Source organism: Pseudomonas sp. Irchel s3h14 (assembly GCF_900187425.1).
Classification (GTDB): Bacteria; Pseudomonadota; Gammaproteobacteria; order Pseudomonadales; family Pseudomonadaceae; genus Aquipseudomonas.
The window spans coordinates 532,345-549,898 of the sequence record NZ_FYDJ01000001.1; the positions used below are offsets into that span (position 1 = coordinate 532,345).

Sequence of the window (17,554 nt, forward strand, 5' to 3'; positions counted from 1 at the left end):
TTGGTCGATTCAACCTTGGGGTCAACGGAACCAAATAAGCGGAAAATAGACGCGATTGTCGGACACAACGCCTGTGCTACAAGGCTTTGACGGGACACAAGGTAGCATTTGCCATACGTCGGCCACCTGTAAAAAAGTCACAAAGATTTAAAGAATATTTATCTATCGTGTGAATCGAGGACCTTCATGAACACCTATCAACAGCCTGTCTCGCATCAAGACACGCACAGCAAAGTGATTGGTTACCTGCTGTGGATTTTCGGTTTTACCGGCGCTCACCGCTTCTATTACGGCAAGCCGGTGACGGGGACGATCTGGTTCTTCACCTTCGGTTTGTTGGGGATCGGTTGGCTGATCGACCTGTTTCTGATCCCGGCCATGGATCGTGAAGCGGACCTGCGTTTTACCGCGGGGCCCATTGAGTACAACGTGGCGTGGATTCTGCTGACGTTTCTGGGGATATTCGGCGTACACCGGATGTATCAGGGGAAGTGGATCAGCGGATTGCTGTACCTGGTGACGGGCGGGTTGCTCTTTCTGGGGGTGCTGTATGACTTCTGGACGCTGAATGATCAGGTGTCGATTCGCAATGCTCAGAATCGAGGTGCCTTCCAGTAAGTCTTCGCGAGCAAGTCGAATCGTCGCACCGCCGCTCCCACATTGGATTTGCGTCGTTCACAGAACCAATGTGGGAGCGGGCTTGCTCGCGAATGCAGACGACGCGGTCTTACGCCTGGTGGCTAATGCGTCCATCCACCAGGGTGTAACGCACCACGCCCGGCAGGCTGTGCCCAATGAACGGGCAGTTTTCGCCTTTGGACAGCCAGGTCTCACCAGCCACGGTCGAAGCCGCCGGATCGAACAGCACGATGTCCGCCGGGCCACCTACCGCCAGTTTGCCCGCCGGAAGGCGCAACGCTTCGGCAGGTCCGGTGCTCAAGCGCGCCAACAGCGTTGGCAGGTCCAGCAAACCATCTTCCACTAGCGTCATTGCCAACGGCAGCAGCAGTTCAACGCTGCTGATGCCCGGCTCGGTGGCCCCGAACGGCGCCAGTTTGGCGTCCCGCTCGTGGGGTTGGTGATGGCTGGAGATGGCCGAGACCACACCCGATTTCACCGCTTCACGCAGGCCATCGCGGTCGGCGCGGGTGCGCAGCGGCGGCTGGACGTGATAGAGGCTGCTGAAGTCGATCAGCGCTTCGTCGGTCAGGATCAGTTGATACAACGCCACATCGGCCGTCACCGGCAGGCCGCGAGCCTGGGCCTGAGCGATCAGGGCCACGCCACGGGCGCTGGTGAGCTGGCTGAAGTGCGCGCGCACGCCACTTTGCTCGACCAGCAGCAGATCACGGGCCAAAGCCACGGTTTCGGCGGTTTCGGGAATGCCCGGCAAACCGAGGAAGCTGGCGGTCGGGCCTTCGTGGGCCAAGCCACCTTCGGCCAGGTCATGGTCCTGAGAGTTGAAAATCACCGTCAGGTCGAATGTCGCGGCGTATTCCAGCGCCCGGCACAGCGTGCGGGTGTTGCGGAAGCTGTCCAGGCCGTTGCCGAAGGCCACGCAACCGGCATCGCGCAAGGCGACCAGTTCGGCCAGCTGTTCGCCGTCCAGGCCTTTGCTCAGGGCGCCGATCGGGAACACCTTGGTGTTGCCGGCCTCGCGGGCGCGGTCGAGGATCAGTTCGGCCACGGCCGAGGTGTCCAGCACCGGTTTGGTTTTCGGTGGGCAGCACAGGCTGGTGACGCCACCGGCTGCGGCGGCGCGGGTTTCGCTGACGATTGAACCTTTACGGCTGTAGCCCGGCTCGCGCAGGGCGACGTTCAGGTCAACCAGCCCAGGGGCGGCGACCAGGCCTTTGGCGTCGAGGGTGTCGACGGCGACAAAACCGGCCGGCGCGGCGCCAAGGGCAATGATCTTGCAGGCTTCAATATGGATATCGGTAACTTGATCCAGGCCGCTGGCCGGATCGATGACGCGGGCGCCGAGAATGCTGAGCTTCACTGGGCGTTCTCCTGCTCGAATTGGCGCTGGGCAGTCTGCCCGCTCATGGCCATGGACAACACGGCCATACGAATCGCAATACCGTAGGTGACCTGGTTGAGGATCACCGAGTGCGGGCCGTCGGCCACCGCCGACTCAATCTCCACGCCGCGGTTGATCGGCCCCGGGTGCATGACGATGCAATCCGGTTTGGCCCCGGCCAGGCGCGCGGTGGTCAGGCCGAACAGGCGGTAGAACTCGCCTTCGCTCGGCAGCAGGCCGCCAGTCATGCGTTCACGCTGCAGGCGCAGCATGATCACCACGTCGACGTCTTTCAGGCCTTCGGTCATGTCGGTGTAAACCTTCACGCCGTATTGCTCGATGCCGATCGGCAGCAGGGTTTTCGGCGCGATCACGCGGATGTCCGGGCAGCCGAGGGTTTTCAGCGCAAGCATGTTCGAGCGCGCTACCCGCGAGTGCAGGATGTCGCCGACGATGGCTACGGAAAGGTTCTCGAAGCCGCCCTTGTGCCGACGGATCGTCAGCATGTCGAGCATGCCCTGGGTCGGGTGGGCGTGACGGCCGTCGCCGCCGTTGATGATCGCCACTTGCGGGCAGACATGTTCGGCGATGAAGTGCGCCGCGCCGGAGTCACCGTGACGCACGACGAACATGTCGGCGGCCATGGCTTCCAGGTTGCGCAGGGTGTCGAGCAGGGTTTCGCCCTTGCTCGCCGACGATGTGGACACGTTCAGGGTGATCACGTCCGCCGACAGCCGCTGGGCCGCCAGTTCGAAGGTGGTGCGGGTGCGGGTGGAGTTCTCGAAGAACACGTTGCACACGGTCTTGCCGCGCAGCAACGGGACCTTCTTCACCGCCCGGGCGCCGACTTCGAGGAACGAGTCGGCGGTGTCGAGGATTTCCGTCAGCAGCTCGCGGCGCAAACCGTCGAGCGAGAGGAAGTGGCGCAGCTGGCCCTGATCATTGAGCTGCAGCGGGCGCTTGGTTTCTAGAGGCGTCATCGCGAGGGGGACTCTCAATAGGGCGAATTAAAGGGCGAGGTCTTGCAGTTCGAGCTTGAGTTCCGGGCCGGACAGTTTCACCCGTTCGTGGGCGGCCAGCGACAGGGTCGCGCCGACCACATTCGGGCGAATCGGCAGCTCGCCGGCGTCCAGGTCCAGCAGGCACACCAATGTCACGCTGGCCGGGCGGCCGTAGTCGAACAGCTCATTGAGGGCGGCGCGGATGGTCCGGCCGCTCATCAATACGTCGTCGATCAGCACCAGGTGCTGGCCTTCGATCTCGAACGGCAGGGCGGACGGGCGCACTTGTGGGTGCAGGCCGTTCTGACTGAAGTCGTCGCGGTAGAAGGAGACGTCCAGGGTGCCGAGGGGCGAGTCGCTGCCCAGTTCATCGAGCAACGCCTGGGCGACCCAGACGCCACCGGTACGAATACCGATGTAGCGCGGTTCGCTGATGCCACGTTTGGCCAGATAGGCGTCAAGCCGGGTCGCCATCTGGCTGATCAGTTCAACGGGATTGGGCAGGCTCATGGTTGCTCCTTCTTGGGCCCGAGCCGGGTTCTGCTGGAGAGGTGGCTCGGGTTGTAGCTAAGTAGAGACGCTTGTTGCGGCTCTTCAGGATTCGAACAGTGCGGTGTTTTCGTCGAGCCAGCCTTGCAGCAGCAGGGCGGCGGCGATGGCGTCCACCGGGTTGTCGCGGTAGCTGCCCTTTTGTCCGCCACGATCACGTCGTTCACCCTTCGCTTCGAAGGTGGTCAGGCGTTCATCGTGGGTATAGAAGGGCAGGTTGTAGCGGCCGTTGAGGCGGCGGGCGAATTTCTCGGCGCGCAGGCACATGTCGCTCGGCGTGCCGTCCATGTTCAAGGGCAGGCCAACCACCACGGCATCGGGTTTCCACTCTTTAATCAGGGCTTCGACCTGATTCCAGTCGGGAATACCGTTTTGTGCCTTCAAGGTGCACAGCTCGCGGGCCTGGCCGGTAATCACCTGGCCGACCGCAACGCCGATCTGTTTGGTGCCGTAGTCGAAACCCAAAATCAGGCGCAGGGCCATCAGGCGTGTCCCGCTTGGCTGGTCAGCAGGCTGAGGTTGACGCCCAGGTGCTTGGCCGCTGCTTCCAGGCGCAATTCGCTGCTGGTGTTGAACAAAATATCGGCATCGAACGGGCAGGTCAGCCAGGCGTTCTGAGCCAGTTCGGCTTCCAGCTGCCCGGCTTCCCAGCCAGCGTATCCGAGGGCGATCAGGCTTTTCGCCGGACCGACGCCATCGGCGATGGCGAACAGCACGTCCTGGGAGGTCGACAGGGCCAGTTTCTCATCGAGCTCAACGGTGGCCTGATAGCTCTGCCCCGAGGGGTGCAGAACAAAACCGCGATCGGTCTGCACCGGGCCGCCGATGAAGATCGGCACATGCTGGCAGAGCACCGGCGGTTCGATGTCGGGGCGCAGTTGTTCGAGGATATCGGCCAGGTTGAGGTCTTGCGGACGATTGACCACCAGACCCATGGCACCATTGGCCGTGTGCTCGACGATGTAGGTCAAAGTGTGCGCAAAGTTCGGGTCGACCATGTGAGGCATGGCGATCAGGAATTGATGCTTGAGGTAGCTGGGGCTGACGTTCTTCATGAGCGCTAGTGTGGCGTTGGAGGGGCGAACTGACAAGCTGAGGATGGCGCAATTTGGCAGTCGGCACAGGTCAAATGTGGGAGCGGGCTTGCTCGCGAAGGCGTCGTGTCAGTCGACATCAATGTTGAATGATTGACCGCATTCGCGAGCAAGCCCGCTCCCACAGGGATTTGTGGGGTGTCAGTTGCTGGAGAGTCTGTCGCCGCGGGCAAACTTCCAGGTCCGGATGATTTCCAGACGATCGATATCCGACAAATCCCCGGTAAACGGTGAAAACGGTGCCGCCAGCCGCACGATGCGCTGCGCCGCCTGATCCAGCAGCGGTTGCCCGGACGACTCCAGCACCAGCACTTCAAAGAGCGAGCCGTCACGGTTGATCGAAACCAAAAGGCGCAAATTACCGTAGATCTGCTTGCGTCGCGCTTCGTCGGGGTAATTCAGGTTGCCGATGCGCTCGACCTTCTTGCGCCACTCGTCCTTATACCAGGCGCCCTTGTCGCGCATGGTCGACGCGGCGCTCAGGCGATGGATACGCGGGCGCTTGGCATACAGCTGTTGTTCGTTGGCCAGCTCCGCTTCCAGGCTGGCGATGTCGCTGGACAGCTGTTCACTGTCGAACGTCGGCGCGGCGACTGCGGGTTTGGTGACGGGTTTGGGTTCTTCGGTTTTGGCTGCGGCTTTTTTCGGCTTGGGCGCGACGGTCGTCACGGCTGCCTTCGGTGCGGCTTCCTTCAGTTCAGGCTTGGCCGCTGGCGGTGGCGTGACTTTCTGCACCTTGTTGTCCTGGAAAGGCGCGACCTCGGTGGTCTTGGGAATTGCCTTTTTATCCAGGGTGCCGCTGCCTTCCTGATTCTCTTGAGCAAGAAAATCGGCTTTTTCAGGCTTCTTTTCGCTTTTAAAGGTGGCGAGGGTAATTTCCAGGGTTTTGCTGATTTGCTTGGGTTCGACCATCGTAAAGCCGACGCCCAACAGCAAGGCCAGGTGAATCAGCGCCGCGAGAAACAGGGTAAAACCGAGGCGATCAGCCGGGCGCACGCCACGATGGGCGAGTTCAGCGGGCAGATCGGACGGGAGCGTCATGACAAAAAAACCAACATCGCGTTTTTCACAGGCCGCGGATGATAACGCAATGTTGGTCGTTTCTTGGCTGTTCTATATCAACGGGCCTTGAGCTTCTGATCGATGGCATCCATCAGCAGGCCGCCGATGTCGGTGCCAAACGCGTTATCAATCTCGCGAATGCAGGTCGGGCTGGTGACGTTGATTTCCGTCAGATGCTCGCCGATCACGTCCAGACCGACGAACAACAGGCCTTTTTCGCGTAAGGTCGGGCCGACTTGTGCGGCGATCCAGCGATCTTTCTCGGTCAGCGGACGGGCTTCGCCACGGCCACCGGCGGCGAGGTTGCCACGGGTTTCGCCAGCAGCCGGAATTCGTGCCAGGCAGTAATCCACCGGCTCGCCGTCGATCATCAGGATGCGCTTGTCGCCATCGATGATTGCCGGCAGGTAACCCTGAATCATGATCTGCTGTTTGCCATGCAAGGTCAGGGTTTCGAGGATCACCGACAGGTTCGGGTGGCCAGCGGTGTGACGGAAGATCGACGAACCGCCCATGCCGTCCAGCGGCTTGAGGATCACGTCGCCGTGGTGATCGGCGAATTCACGCAGTACGTCCGGGCGACGACTGACGATGGTCGGCGGCGTGCACTGCGGGAACAGCGTGGCGAACAGCTTTTCGTTGCAGTCGCGCAGGCTTTGCGGCTTGTTGACCACCAGCACGCCAGCGCGTTCGGCTTGCTCCAGCAGGTAAGTGGAGTAGACGAATTCCATGTCGAACGGCGGATCCTTGCGCATCAGGATCACGTCCAGATCGCTCAGCAGCGCGTCGGTCTCGGCGTCGAGTTCGAACCATTTTTGCGGGTTGGCGAAGACTTTCAACGGACACATCCGCGCCCGTGCTTCGCCTTCGGCCTGGTACAAATCGCCCTGTTCCATATAGAACAGTTCCCAGCCGCGCTTCTGTGCGGCCAACAGCATGGCCAGCGAGCTATCCTTTTTATAGGAGATGCTGGCAATAGGATCCATGACAATCCCGACGCGAACGCTCATGGGTTTTTCCTCGAAATTGGGTGGTCCGAATGGACACGAAAAAGTGGCGTCAGAGTGGCGCTGAGTGTGTTCCCGGTCAAGGAAAAACCACTCCGCAGGTCGGCCGATAGATTGGTGTTAGAGACTGTGCTAAAAAGGCTGCCATATCGCGCTGGCCCTTGAACATCAAGGGTTTCGAGCCTCCGGTTATCGGAAATGGACAATTTGATTCGCAAAGGCGACGGCAGAGCATTTATGGAACAGCATTCCAGCGCCTTGAAGGTCATGGTGATCGACGATTCGAAAACGATTCGCCGCACCGCCGAAACGTTATTGAAGAACGTGGGTTGTGAAGTGATCACCGCCATCGATGGTTTCGATGCTCTGGCCAAGATTGCCGACAATCACCCCGGCATCATCTTTGTCGACATCATGATGCCGCGTCTGGATGGTTATCAGACCTGCGCTTTAATCAAGAACAACAGTGCGTTCAAGTCCACGCCAGTGATTATGCTGTCGTCCAAGGATGGGCTGTTCGACAAGGCCAAGGGGCGCATCGTCGGCTCCGACCAGTTTTTGACCAAGCCTTTCAGCAAGGAAGAACTGCTGAACGCGATCCAGGCCCATGTACCGGGCTTCGCCGCCGTTTTGCCGCAGTAGGACACGCACAGTGACGCTCGGCCAGCGGGCCCGGCGTCGACAAGAATGGGGAAGACCATGGCACGTATTCTGATCGTCGATGATTCGCCGACCGAAATGTACAAACTGACCGGCATGCTGGAAAAGCACGGTCATGAAGTGTTGAAAGCCGAAAACGGCGCCGACGGCGTGGCCCTGGCCCGTCAGGAAAAACCCGACGCGGTGCTGATGGACATCGTCATGCCTGGCCTCAATGGTTTCCAGGCGACCCGTCAGCTGACCAAAGACCCGGAAACCGGGCACATTCCGGTGATCATCATCACCACCAAGGATCAGGAAACCGACAAAGTCTGGGGCACGCGCCAGGGCGCCAAGGATTACCTGACCAAACCGGTCGACGAAGAAACCCTGATCAAAACCCTGAACAACGTGCTGGCCGGTTGATCGTCCAGCCATGACCGAGTCGCTGACGGCTTTCGAACTGCTGCTGCAGATCGACCAGCGTTGTCGTCTGCTGGCGGCTGACTTGCCGTCCCAGCCGACCCGACAAGACAGTTGGAGCGGCATCGGTTTTCGCTTGGGCGAGCACTGGTACGTCGCGCCGATGGGCGAGGTCAGCGAAGTGTTGCACGAGCCGAGGTGTACCCTGCTGCCGGGGGTCAGACCCTGGGTCAAGGGGGTGGCCAATCTGCGCGGGCGCCTGTTGCCGATCATCGACTTGTGCGGCTTCTTCGGGCATGAGCTGTCAGCCGTGCGCAAGCAGCGCCGGGTATTGGTGGTGGAGCATAACGAGGTGTTCACCGGGTTGATGGTCGATGAAGTCTTCGGCCTCCAGCACTTTGCCCAGGACAGTCTTGAGCCGGTAGATACCTTGAGCGGCCCGATTGCACCGTTCATCAAAGGCCGGTTTCAGCGCGAGCAGACCTGGCAGGTGTTCAGCCCGTTTGCGTTGGTGCAGTCCCAAAGCTTTATGCACGTAGCGCTGTAATCCTTGTAGGAGCAAGGCTTGCCCGCGATGCAGGCGACGCGGTCTTGCAGGCACACCGCGTTATCGTTCATCGCGGGCAAGCCTTGCTCCTACAGGTACTCATTCAGCTGTTCAGGCGAGGACCGATGATAAAAGCAAAAACAGGCAAGCCAGAAGGGTCGCGCAGCCGGTCACAGATCATCGCGCTGTTCATCGCGCTGATCGTCTTCATCATGCTGCTGTTCGCCAACTTCGCGTACCTCAACACCCAGGCCACGTACGACAAACAGTACATCGGCCATGCCGGTGAGCTGCGCGTGCTGTCCCAGCGCATTGCCAAGAACGCCACCGAAGCTGCTGCCGGCAAGGCGGCGGCGTTCAAGCTGCTGAGCGACGCGCGTAATGACTTTGCCCAACGCTGGGGCTATCTGAAGAAAGGCGATCCCTCCACCGGCCTGCCGCCGGCGCCGTCCACCGTGCGCCCGGAAATGCGAGCCGTGCAACTGGACTGGGAACGCTTGCTGAAAAACACCGACGCGATCCTCTCCAGCGAACAGACCGTGCTGTCGCTGCATCAAGTCGCCGCGACCCTGGCCGAAACCGTGCCGCAGTTGCAGGTCGAGTACGAAAAAGTCGTCGAAACGCTCCTCCAGCGCGGTGCCCCGGCCGCGCAGGTGGCCATGGCGCAGCGCCAGTCGCTATTGGCTGAGCGGATTCTCGGTGCGGTGAACACCGTGCTGTCCGGCGATGAAAATTCGCAGCAGGCCGCCGACGCCTTCGGTCGTGATGCGGCGCGATTCGGCCAGGTGCTCAACGGCATGCTCCAGGGCAATCCGTCACTGAAAGTCAGCCAGGTTGAAGACCGCGATGCTCGCGCGCGGTTGATCGAGATTTCCGAGCTGTTCGAATTCGTCTCGGGTTCGGTGGATGAAATCCTCGAAACCTCGCCGGAGCTGTTCAAGGTCCGCGAATCGGCGACCAATATTTTCACCCTGTCGCAGACCCTGCTCGAAGAAGCCTCGCACCTGGCCGGCGGTTTCGAAAACATGGCTGGCGGGCGCAACACCGACACCATTGGCGGCTACGTGCTGGGCCTGTCGGCGCTGATGTCGATCATCCTCATTGGCCTGGTGATGGTCCGTGAAACCAATCGTCAACTGCGTGAAACGGCCGAGAAGAACGAGCGCAACCAGAACGCGATCATGCGCCTGCTCGACGAGATCGAAGACCTGGCGGACGGCGACCTCACCGTGACCGCCTCGGTGACCGAAGACTTCACCGGGACCATCGCCGACTCGATCAACTATTCCGTGGACCAACTGCGCGATCTGGTGGCGACCATCAACCTCACCGCTGGCCAGGTCGCTGCCGCCGTGCAGGAAACCCAGGCCACCGCCATGCACCTGGCCCAGGCTTCGGAGCATCAGGCGCAGCAGATTGCCGAAGCCTCCACCGCGATCAACGACATGGCCCAGTCCATCGATCAGGTCTCGGCCAACGCCGCCGAATCGTCGGCGGTGGCCGAGCGTTCGGTGGAAATCGCCAACAAGGGCAATGAGGTGGTGCACAACACCATCCACGGCATGGACAATATTCGCGAGCAAATTCAGGACACCGCCAAGCGCATCAAGCGCCTCGGTGAGTCTTCTCAGGAAATCGGCGACATTGTCAGCCTGATCGATGACATTGCCGACCAGACCAACATCCTTGCGCTCAACGCGGCGATTCAGGCCTCCATGGCCGGTGATGCCGGGCGCGGTTTTGCGGTGGTCGCCGATGAAGTCCAGCGGTTGGCCGAGCGCTCGTCCGCCGCCACCCGGCAGATCGAAACCCTGGTGCGGGCGATTCAGACCGACACCAACGAAGCAGTGATTTCCATGGAGCAGACCACCACCGAAGTGGTGCGCGGCGCGCGTCTGGCGCAGGATGCCGGAGTGGCCCTGGAAGAAATCGAAGGCGTGTCGAAGACTCTCGCCGCGTTGATCCAGAGTATTTCCAACGCAGCGCAGCAACAGACGTCTTCGGCCGGTCAGATTTCCCTGACGATGAACGTGATCCAGCAGATCACCACGCAGACCTCGTCCGGCTCCACCGCCACCGCCGAGAGCATTGGCAACCTGGCGAAAATGGCCAGTCAGCTGCGGCGTTCGGTGTCCGGTTTCACCTTGCCGGCCGCCAAGGCTGAGGTTGCGGATAAAGTGTGAAACGCCTGCGAGCGAATGCTTTTTTTGAGTAGAGCAGTGATTTGGAGTGGTTATGGGTGATCGGCACGACTATGTGGCCCTCGAGTGGGTCAAAGGCGAGATTGCCGAAACGCTGAAAGTGGCTCACCAGGCGATTGAAACGTTGCTTGATGACCCGCAGGCGACGCACGCCCTCAGTGAATGCCTGGCATGCGTCCATCAGGTTCACGGCAGTTTGCAGATGGTCGAGTTCTACGGCGCGGCGCTGCTCGCCGAAGAGATGGAACATCTGACCACTGCCTTGCAACAGAACCGCGTCAGTCATCGCGATGAGACGCTCCACCTGTTGCTGCAAGCCCTTGGGCAGCTGCCGATTTACCTCGACCGGGTGCAAGGTGCGCGCCGCGACTTGCCGCTGGTCGTGTTGCCACTGATCAACGATCTGCGCAGCGCCCGTGGCGAAAGCCTGTTGTCGGAAACCAGCCTGTTCAGCCCGCAATTGCCGGACCTGCCGCCACTGGACGAAGAGTCGCTGGCGCTGCTGGAGCCAGCGGATTTACCGAATGTGCTGCGCAAGTTGCGGCAGATGTTGCAGATGGCCCTGGTCGGATTGCTGCGTGAGCAGGACGGCGAAACCAATCTCGGTTACCTGACCAAAGTTTTTGCGCGCCTCGAAGGGCTGTGCGGCAACGCACCCCTGAGCCCGTTGTGGCAAGTCGCCTCGGCGCTGGTCGAAGGCATGCGCGGCGGCTCGATTGCTAACAGTCCGGCGTTGCGCAGTCTGTTTAAGGAGGCCGATAAAGAACTGAAGCGCCTGCTCGAACAGGGCATGCCCGGAATCAATCAGCCGGCGCCGCTGGAGTTGCTCAAGAGTTTGCTGTTCTACATTGCCAAGGCCGAACATCCCACCGGGCAGATGCTGACCATGAAAGATCGCTACGGACTGGACGACGCGCTACCTGACAGCGCGATGGTCGACGAAGAACGAGCACGGCTGGCCGGTCCCGACCGCGATGCCATGCGCTCGGTGTTGGCCGCTTTGTGTGAAGAGCTGGTGCGGGTCAAGGAGCGCCTGGACCTGTTCGTGCGCAGCGACCGCCAACACACCTCGGACCTCGAAAGCCTGCTGGCGCCGCTGCGGCAAATCGCCGACACCCTGGCGGTGCTCGGTTTCGGCCAGCCACGCAAGGTCATCATCGATCAACTGGCCGTGGTATTGAGCCTCGCCCAAGGCCAGCGAGAGCCCAACGACGCGATCCTGATGGACGTCGCCGGTGCCTTGCTCTACGTCGAAGCGACCCTCGCCGGCATGGTCGGCACCGTCGAGCCGGAAAGCCAGGAAGACAGCCGCCTGCCGACCACCGACCTGACACAGATCCATCAGATCGTGATCAAGGAAGCGCGCATCTGCCTGCAACAGGCCAAGGACATGATCGTCGACTACATCGACGCCGACTGGGATCGCCAGCACTTGCAGCCATTGCCGGCGTTGCTGACCCAGGTGCGCGGTGCGCTGGCGATGATCCCGTTGAGCCGTGCGGCGAGCCTGATCGAAACGTGCAACCACTTCATCCGCGAGCACCTGCTGCTGGATCCGGATCATCCCGGCTGGCAGGAACTGGACAGCCTGGCCGACGTCATCACCAGCATCGAGTATTACCTGGAGCGCCTCAGCGACGACCCCGAAGCACCGGGCGAAAAGTTGCTCGACGTCGCGGAAAAAAGCCTGGCCGCACTCGGCTTTTTCCCCATCGAGCAACAGGTGCCGGTGCTTGAAGATGTGCTTAGCCCGAGTGAAGCGCAGGTCATGCAGGATCTGCAGGAACTGGATGACCCTGAGACCGTCCAGTCACTGGCCGATGTATTGGCCAGCCCCGTGTCCTCCGTCAACCCGCCCGCCCTGACGACCCCGGGAAGCCTGTTGCCGCCGCCCACTGGTGAAGAACCGGTGGACGATGAGCTGCGGGAAGTGTTCCTCGAAGAAACCGATGAAGTCCTGGAAATCCTCCGGGAGTACCTGCCGCGCTGGTCGGCCGATCCCGAGAGTAAGTCGGCCCTGAGCGAACTGCGCCGGGCCTTCCATACGCTCAAGGGCAGTGGCCGGATGGTCCGCGCTTTGGTGCTGGGCGAACTGGCCTGGGCGGTGGAAAACCTGCTCAACCGCGTACTGGAACGCAGCGTTCCGCCGGGGCCGGCGGTGCAACAACTGCTGGGCGATGCGCTGAATCTGCTGCCGGAACTGGTGGCCGAGTTTGCCCACCATGCCCAGCGCCAGCGCAACGATGTTGACCAATTGGCCGCACGCGCCCACGCCTTGGCCAAGGGCAATGAGCCGATACCCGACGAGGACGCACAAGACGTCGCCGCCCTCGATCCGCTGCTGCTTGAGATCTTCCGCAACGAAGCCGAAACCCATTTGGGCAGCCTCAACCGTTTCCTCGATCAAGCCGCCGAGCACGTGCCATTGCAGGCCAGCGACGAGTTGCAGCGGGCGCTGCACACCCTCAAGGGCAGCGCCTCGATGGCTGGCGTATTGCCGATCGCCGAACTGGCGAAGCCACTGGATCATCTTACCCGGGAGTACAAGGCGCACCTGATCGCCCTGGACCTGGACGAAGTAGAACTGTTGCTGGAAGCCGAAGGACTGTTCCGTCTCGGGTTGCGACAGCTCAAGACTGATCCACTGGCGGAGATTCCCGGCGCCCGCTCCTTGATCGAGCGAACCCAGGCGTTGCTGGCCGAGCGTCTGGAAACGCTCCTGAGTTCACCGAACACCGGGTTGCGCATCAAGCGTGATCCGCAACTGATCAACAACTTCCTCGCGCAAGGCATGGACATCCTGCTGGACGCCGAAAGCCTGTTGCAACGCTGGCAGCAACATCCCGGCGAGCGGCAGGAACTCAGCGCATTGCTGGACGAATTGACCACCCTCGGCGAAGGCGCGCACCTGGCTGATCTGCATCCGGTGGATGAACTCTGCGAAACCTTGCTCGACCTCTACGGCGCGGTGGAAGAAAGCAGCCTGGCGGTCAGCGAGGCGTTTTTCCATGAGGCGCAAAGTGCCCATGAAGCGCTGATCAACATGCTCGACGAACTGGCCGCCGGCCAGGAAGTCAGTCCGCAACCGGAGCGCATCCGGGCCTTGCGCGGCTTGCTCGATGAGAGCCTGGATCCGTCGGCGATGGGGCTGATTCGCAGCGATGGCAGCCGCACGTTGAGCATCCGGGAACTGGGCAGTGCCACCGCCGAACTGGAACAGACCGCGACCCAGGTTGAGCTGGACGATGAGATCGTTTCGATCTTCCTCGAAGAGGCGGTGGATATCCTCGAAAGCGCCGGCCAGGCCTTGCAACGCTGGCTGAGCGACCCGGACAACGCCGCGCCGTTGTTGTCATTGCAGCGAGATTTGCACACCCTCAAGGGTGGTGCGCGGATGGCCGAGGTCGAGCCGGTCGGTGATCTGGCTCATGAACTGGAAAGCCTTTACGAAGGGCTGGTGGACCGCCGTTACGCCTACAGCGAAGCCTTGGCGCACCTGCTGCAACACAGTCATGACCGGCTCGCGCAGCTGCTTGATCAGTTGCAGAACCAGCGGCCATTGGGCGATCCGGGTGAGCTGATCGAGGCCATTCGCGAGTTTCGCCAGGGCAATGCCAGCGCTGTTGAAACGGTCGAACCGGCACGGAACGAGGATTCCCCAGGCCATGATCCGGAGCTTCTGGAAATCTTCCTCGAGGAAGGTTTCGACATCATCGAAAACTCCGGCGCGGCGCTGGTGCGCTGGCAGGCCGAGCCGTCGAATCGTCAGGAAGTGGAAACCCTGTTGCGTGACCTGCACACCCTCAAGGGTGGCGCGCGGATGGTGGAAATCGCGCCGATTGGCGACCTCGCCCATGAGCTGGAATTTCTCTACGAAGGCCTCTCGGCTGGCGTACTGCAACCCACCGCCGCGTTGTTCGGCTTGTTGCAAAGCAGCCACGACCGACTGGCGCAGATGCTCGACGCGACCCGTGCCGGTCAGCCATTGCCGCCCGCCGATCAACTGATCGACGCGATCAAGAACTTCAGTCATCCGGCAGTGCCCGAAACACCGGCACCGGCCGTGGTGTCCGCAACGCCGAAAATCGAGACGCCCGCAGCGCAACCCGATGCTGGCGCGGACATGGTCAAGGTCTCGGCAGAACTGCTCGACGATTTGGTCAACCTGGCCGGCGAAACGTCGATCTTCCGTGGCCGGATCGAACAACAGGTCAACGATGCGCGCGTGACCCTGAGCGAGATGGAGACCACCATTGAGCGCATGCGCGACCAATTGCGCCGGCTCGACACCGAAACCCAAGGGCGGATTCTCAGCCGGCAGCAAGTCGAAGCCGAACGCCTGGGCTACGAAGAATTCGACCCGCTGGAAATGGACCGCCACTCACAGTTGCAGCAACTGTCGCGCGCACTGTTCGAATCCGCCTCCGACCTGCTCGACCTCAAGGAAACCCTCGACCGACGCAATCAAGACGCGGAAAACCTGCTGCAGCAGCAGGGCCGCATCAACACCGAATTGCAGGAAGGCCTGATGCGCACGCGCATGGTGCCGTTCGAGCGGATGCTGCCGCGCTTGAAGCGGATCGTCCGTCAGGTCTCAAGCGAGCTGGGCAAGGACGTCGAATTCATCGTCGGCAATGCCGAAGGCGAGATGGACCGCAACGTCCTCGAACGCATGGCCGCGCCGTTGGAACACATGCTGCGCAACGCCGTGGATCATGGCTTGGAATCGGCCGAGGTGCGTATCGCGGCGGGTAAGCCGGCTCAGGGTCGAATCACCCTCGACCTGTCGCGAGAGGGCGGCGACATCATTTTCGACATCCGCGACGACGGTGCCGGTGTGCCGCTGGATGCGGTGCGGCGCAAGGCGATCAAGCGTGGGTTGCTGGCGCCGGACAGCGACATCAGCGACCGCGATGTCCTGCAATTCATCCTGCAACCGGGGTTCTCCACCGCCGAGAAAATCACCCAGATTTCCGGACGCGGCGTCGGCATGGACGTGGTGCATGAAGAGGTCCGGCAGCTCGGTGGCAGCATGAGCATCGACTCTGTGGCCGGGCAGGGCGTGCACTTCCGGATTCGACTGCCGTTCACCGTTTCGGTCAACCGGGCGCTGATGGTGCAGTGTTTTGATGATCAGTACGCGATCCCGCTGAACACCATCGACGGCATCGTTCGCGTGCTGCCCAATGAGCTTGAAGGGCATTACCGGCTCGATCCGCCGACCTACAAATACGCCGGGCAACACTATGAACTGTGCTACCTCGGCGAACTGCTGAAAACCAGCCACCGCCCGAAACTGCTGGGCCAGAGCCTGCCGTTGCCGGTGTTGCTGGTGCAGTGCAACGAGCGGCACATCGCGGTGCAAGTCGACTCCATGGCTGGCACTCGCGAGATCGTGGTCAAAAGCCTCGGCCCGCAGTTTGCAGCGGTGCAGGGTTTGTCCGGGGCCACGATTCTCGGCGATGGGCGGGTGGTGCTGATTCTCGATTTGCTGGCACCGATCCGTGCGATGCAGGCCCGCGTGCCGCAACAGTCAGCGACTCAGGAGGCGGAGGTCGAGCCGCACAAGCCACTGCTGGTGTTGGTGGTCGACGATTCGGTGACGGTGCGCAAAGTCACCAGCCGTCTGCTGGAACGGCACGGCATGAACGTGCTGACTGCCAAGGACGGTGTCGACGCGATGCTGCTGCTTGAAGATCACATGCCTGACCTGATGCTGCTGGACATCGAAATGCCGCGCATGGACGGCTTCGAAGTCGCGACCCAGGTACGCGCCGACGAACGTCTGCAGCACCTGCCGATCATCATGATCACCTCCCGCACCGGACAGAAACACCGCGACCGCGCCATGGCCATCGGCGTCAATGACTACCTCGGCAAGCCGTACCAGGAATCGGTGCTGCTCGAAAGCATCACCCTGTGGAGCAAAACCCATGCTTGAGCACCGCACCAGCAACCTCACCGGCCTGCTGCTGCCCTTGGCTGACCGCAACCTGATCCTGCCCAACGTCGCAGTTGCGGAGCTTATTGATTACCAACCCAGCGCCTTCGACCTCGACACTCCGCCGTGGTACCTCGGGCGGGTCATGTGGCGGAACCGGCAGATTCCGTTGCTGAGTTTCGAGTCGGCGTGTGGGCAGAAAATCGTGATCGGTGAGCGGGCGCGGATTGTCATCCTCAATGCTCTCGGTGGGCGACCTGATTTGAAGTTCATTGCGTTGCTGGTGCAGGGGATTCCGCGGTCTTACAAGCTTGATAGCCAGTTGAGCTATGTGGATGTGCCTTTATGTTCGCTGGAACAGGCGGCGGTGCAGGTTGGGGAGCAGGTGGCCAAGGTGCCTGACTTGCTGGCGCTGGAGGAGTTGCTCGTAAAGGCCGGTTTAGCCAATTGATCGCTGACTGGCCCTAACTGATCGTTCCCACGCTCCGCGTGGGAACGATCATGACAAGGGTTTCTGCGCTAAACCCCGGCCCGAATCTTCATCTGCAACGACTCATGATGATCCAGCGCCCGCTCCACCAACAACTGCACCCCATCCGCCATGCGGCTGAGCGCCAAGGCTACAGAGCGGCGTGAGCCTTCCACATCGTCCGCCAGATCGGCAGCAATGGCGCTGATGGACAGCAGGTCTTCGGAAGCATTGGTCAGAAGGGCTTCGGTGTCGATATCGGGGGAAACGCTGAAGAGGTGATGTTTGCGGCGCTTGCCCGGTTTTTCATGGGGTGGGAAGTAGTAGGAAAAGACGCGGTCGGCGGCTTCCTTGAGTTTTTCGGCTTCGAGGGATGCTTCGGAACCGGTGTCGGTTTCCGGCGGGTTGGGAGTTGGTTTGAACATGGCAAAGATCCTTGTAGTGATGGAGCTGCCGTTTTTCGTTTTCCAGACGAAAAGGGTGGCAGCTGTACGCGGACTGGAAAAACCGAGAAAGGATCAAACCCGGCAGACCCGAAGGTCTCCCACGCACAGCCGCCATAACTTAGAACTACGGAGCAAAAAAAGCGCCGCATTATGTC

The 17,554-nt window shown here is 61.2% G+C and carries 15 protein-coding genes; 7 read left to right on the forward strand and 8 right to left on the reverse strand.

Going from position 1 to position 17,554, the window contains the following annotated elements; genetic code table 11:
- Positions 1 to 186 precede the first annotated feature (186 nt).
- Entirely contained in the window at positions 187 to 618 is a 432-nt protein-coding gene (locus CKW16_RS02585) for a TM2 domain-containing protein (protein ID WP_095127086.1), read from the forward strand.
- Positions 619 to 727: 109 nt separating this feature from the next.
- Here the strand turns inward: CKW16_RS02585 and CKW16_RS02590 are convergent, their stop codons facing one another.
- The 7 genes from CKW16_RS02590 to gshB form a co-directional block, all read right to left on the reverse strand.
- Positions 728 to 1,999 carry a dihydroorotase gene (locus CKW16_RS02590; protein WP_008152614.1) on the reverse strand — a complete coding sequence of 424 codons (1,272 nt, stop codon included), beginning with the start codon at positions 1,997 to 1,999 and terminating at the stop codon, positions 728 to 730.
- Positions 1,996 to 3,000: an aspartate carbamoyltransferase catalytic subunit gene (locus CKW16_RS02595; protein WP_007897943.1), complete on the reverse strand. Its 1,005-nt coding sequence runs from the start codon at positions 2,998 to 3,000 to the stop codon at positions 1,996 to 1,998. The genes CKW16_RS02590 and CKW16_RS02595 overlap by 4 nt, the downstream gene beginning before the upstream one ends.
- 27 nt (positions 3,001 to 3,027) lie before the next feature.
- On the reverse strand, positions 3,028 to 3,531 hold the full coding sequence (gene pyrR, locus CKW16_RS02600) for a bifunctional pyr operon transcriptional regulator/uracil phosphoribosyltransferase PyrR (protein ID WP_033060467.1): 504 nt from the start codon (positions 3,529 to 3,531) through the stop codon (positions 3,028 to 3,030).
- 84 nt (positions 3,532 to 3,615) lie between these two features.
- Positions 3,616 to 4,053 carry a Holliday junction resolvase RuvX gene (ruvX, locus tag CKW16_RS02605; protein ID WP_005792259.1) on the reverse strand — a complete coding sequence of 146 codons (438 nt, stop codon included), beginning with the start codon at positions 4,051 to 4,053 and terminating at the stop codon, positions 3,616 to 3,618.
- Complete coding sequence (locus CKW16_RS02610; protein WP_046045231.1) at positions 4,053 to 4,625, reverse strand: YqgE/AlgH family protein; 573 nt, start codon at positions 4,623 to 4,625, stop codon at positions 4,053 to 4,055. Before CKW16_RS02610 ends, ruvX begins: the two co-directional genes overlap by 1 nt.
- 180 nt (positions 4,626 to 4,805) lie before the next feature.
- A complete protein-coding gene (locus CKW16_RS02615; protein WP_095127087.1) occupies positions 4,806 to 5,705 on the reverse strand; it encodes an energy transducer TonB in 900 nt (299 codons plus the stop codon).
- Between the two features lie 77 nt (positions 5,706 to 5,782).
- Positions 5,783 to 6,736, reverse strand: coding sequence for a glutathione synthase (gene gshB / locus CKW16_RS02620; RefSeq protein ID WP_095127088.1), 954 nt, complete (start codon positions 6,734 to 6,736; stop codon positions 5,783 to 5,785).
- Positions 6,737 to 6,970: 234 nt separating this feature from the next.
- On the opposite strand from gshB, the gene pilG reads away from it, so the two are divergent.
- From pilG to CKW16_RS02650, 6 genes are all read left to right on the forward strand, one after another.
- On the forward strand, positions 6,971 to 7,375 hold the full coding sequence (gene pilG / locus CKW16_RS02625) for a twitching motility response regulator PilG (RefSeq protein ID WP_008152601.1): 405 nt from the start codon (positions 6,971 to 6,973) through the stop codon (positions 7,373 to 7,375).
- A gap of 57 nt (positions 7,376 to 7,432) precedes the next feature.
- Positions 7,433 to 7,798: a twitching motility response regulator PilH gene (gene pilH, locus CKW16_RS02630; protein ID WP_008068134.1), complete on the forward strand. Its 366-nt coding sequence runs from the start codon at positions 7,433 to 7,435 to the stop codon at positions 7,796 to 7,798.
- 10 nt (positions 7,799 to 7,808) lie between these two features.
- Positions 7,809 to 8,342, forward strand: coding sequence for a chemotaxis protein CheW (locus tag CKW16_RS02635; RefSeq protein WP_095127089.1), 534 nt, complete (start codon positions 7,809 to 7,811; stop codon positions 8,340 to 8,342).
- Between the two features lie 125 nt (positions 8,343 to 8,467).
- Positions 8,468 to 10,525: a methyl-accepting chemotaxis protein gene (locus tag CKW16_RS02640; RefSeq protein ID WP_095127090.1), complete on the forward strand. Its 2,058-nt coding sequence runs from the start codon at positions 8,468 to 8,470 to the stop codon at positions 10,523 to 10,525.
- Positions 10,526 to 10,577: 52 nt separating this feature from the next.
- Positions 10,578 to 16,484, forward strand: a complete 5,907-nt coding sequence (locus tag CKW16_RS02645) for an Hpt domain-containing protein (RefSeq protein ID WP_095127091.1) — start codon at positions 10,578 to 10,580, stop codon at positions 16,482 to 16,484.
- On the forward strand, positions 16,477 to 16,935 hold the full coding sequence (locus CKW16_RS02650; protein ID WP_095127092.1) for a chemotaxis protein CheW: 459 nt from the start codon (positions 16,477 to 16,479) through the stop codon (positions 16,933 to 16,935). Before CKW16_RS02645 ends, CKW16_RS02650 begins: the two co-directional genes overlap by 8 nt.
- Before the next feature lie 68 nt (positions 16,936 to 17,003).
- On the opposite strand, the gene CKW16_RS02655 is transcribed toward CKW16_RS02650, so the two are convergent.
- Entirely contained in the window at positions 17,004 to 17,378 is a 375-nt protein-coding gene (locus CKW16_RS02655; protein ID WP_095127093.1) for a DUF6124 family protein, read from the reverse strand.
- Positions 17,379 to 17,554 lie beyond the last annotated feature (176 nt).

What these genes read in the sequence shown, in the direction of transcription:
- CKW16_RS02655 (WP_095127093.1), bottom strand. Translation starts at nt 17,378, where the DNA reads ATGTTCAAACCAACTCCCAACCCGCCGGAAACCGACACCGGTTCCGAA.
- pilH (WP_008068134.1), top strand. Translation starts at nt 7,433, where the DNA reads ATGGCACGTATTCTGATCGTCGATGATTCGCCGACCGAAATGTACAAA.
- CKW16_RS02615 (WP_095127087.1), bottom strand. Translation starts at nt 5,705, where the DNA reads ATGACGCTCCCGTCCGATCTGCCCGCTGAACTCGCCCATCGTGGCGTG.
- ruvX (WP_005792259.1), bottom strand. Translation starts at nt 4,053, where the DNA reads ATGGCCCTGCGCCTGATTTTGGGTTTCGACTACGGCACCAAACAGATC.
- CKW16_RS02610 (WP_046045231.1), bottom strand. Translation starts at nt 4,625, where the DNA reads ATGAAGAACGTCAGCCCCAGCTACCTCAAGCATCAATTCCTGATCGCC.
- CKW16_RS02595 (WP_007897943.1), bottom strand. Translation starts at nt 3,000, where the DNA reads ATGACGCCTCTAGAAACCAAGCGCCCGCTGCAGCTCAATGATCAGGGC.
- pyrR (WP_033060467.1), bottom strand. Translation starts at nt 3,531, where the DNA reads ATGAGCCTGCCCAATCCCGTTGAACTGATCAGCCAGATGGCGACCCGG.
- CKW16_RS02650 (WP_095127092.1), top strand. Translation starts at nt 16,477, where the DNA reads ATGCTTGAGCACCGCACCAGCAACCTCACCGGCCTGCTGCTGCCCTTG.
- gshB (WP_095127088.1), bottom strand. Translation starts at nt 6,736, where the DNA reads ATGAGCGTTCGCGTCGGGATTGTCATGGATCCTATTGCCAGCATCTCC.
- CKW16_RS02585 (WP_095127086.1), top strand. Translation starts at nt 187, where the DNA reads ATGAACACCTATCAACAGCCTGTCTCGCATCAAGACACGCACAGCAAA.
- CKW16_RS02635 (WP_095127089.1), top strand. Translation starts at nt 7,809, where the DNA reads ATGACCGAGTCGCTGACGGCTTTCGAACTGCTGCTGCAGATCGACCAG.
- pilG (WP_008152601.1), top strand. Translation starts at nt 6,971, where the DNA reads ATGGAACAGCATTCCAGCGCCTTGAAGGTCATGGTGATCGACGATTCG.
- CKW16_RS02640 (WP_095127090.1), top strand. Translation starts at nt 8,468, where the DNA reads ATGATAAAAGCAAAAACAGGCAAGCCAGAAGGGTCGCGCAGCCGGTCA.
- CKW16_RS02645 (WP_095127091.1), top strand. Translation starts at nt 10,578, where the DNA reads ATGGGTGATCGGCACGACTATGTGGCCCTCGAGTGGGTCAAAGGCGAG.